Here is a 638-nt window from a genome sequence, read left to right on the forward strand (position 1 = left end):
TAGTAAGATCCCTGAAAGATGATCAGGTTGATAGGTCAGAGGTGGAAGCGTGGCGACATGTGTAGCTGACTGATACTAATCGATCGAGGACTTAACCAAACTTTTAAAAGCGTAAGCTTTACTCAGCGAACTGTTATCTAGTTTTGAGAGAACAAAACTTTTTCGAAAAAAGTCTTGCTTTCTTTATCAAAACATGTATAATATAATATGTCTGGTGGCGATAGCGAAGAGGTCACACCCGTTCCCATACCGAACACGGAAGTTAAGCTCTTTAGCGCCAATGGTAGTTGGGACTTTGTTCCTGTGAGAGTAGGACGTTGCCAGGCTATTATTATTCCACAGTAGCTCAGTGGTAGAGCTATCGGCTGTTAACCGATCGGTCGTAGGTTCGAGTCCTACCTGTGGAGCCAACTGGCCCGTTGGTCAAGCGGTTAAGACACCGCCCTTTCACGGCGGTAACACGGGTTCGAATCCCGTACGGGTCACCATTTATTTTTATCTACATAATAGTGGAGGATTAGCTCAGCTGGGAGAGCACCTGCCTTACAAGCAGGGGGTCGGCGGTTCGATCCCGTCATCCTCCACCACCGTGCCGGTGTAGCTCAACTGGTAGAGCAACTGACTTGTAATCAGTAGGT

Annotated in this window: 3 tRNA genes and 2 rRNA genes; all 5 read left to right on the top strand. The window is 47.3% G+C overall.

From position 1 onward, the window contains the following. Nucleotides 1–99: ribosomal RNA gene (locus AC0C45_RS30025) — 23S ribosomal RNA — on the top strand; the annotation flags it as partial. A gap of 111 nt (nucleotides 100–210) precedes the next feature. Beyond that, nucleotides 211–326: ribosomal RNA gene (gene rrf, locus AC0C45_RS30030) — 5S ribosomal RNA — on the top strand. A 9-nt stretch (nucleotides 327–335) separates the two neighbouring features. Next, nucleotides 336–410, top strand: a tRNA-Asn gene (locus AC0C45_RS30035). 3 nt (nucleotides 411–413) lie between these two features. Next, nucleotides 414–488: transfer RNA gene (locus tag AC0C45_RS30040), tRNA-Glu, on the top strand. A 23-nt stretch (nucleotides 489–511) separates the two neighbouring features. Further along, nucleotides 512–587, top strand: a tRNA-Val gene (locus tag AC0C45_RS30045). The last annotated feature ends 51 nt before the right edge of the window (nucleotides 588–638 follow it).

The sequence above is a fragment of the Priestia sp. VA7 genome (assembly GCF_055710015.1).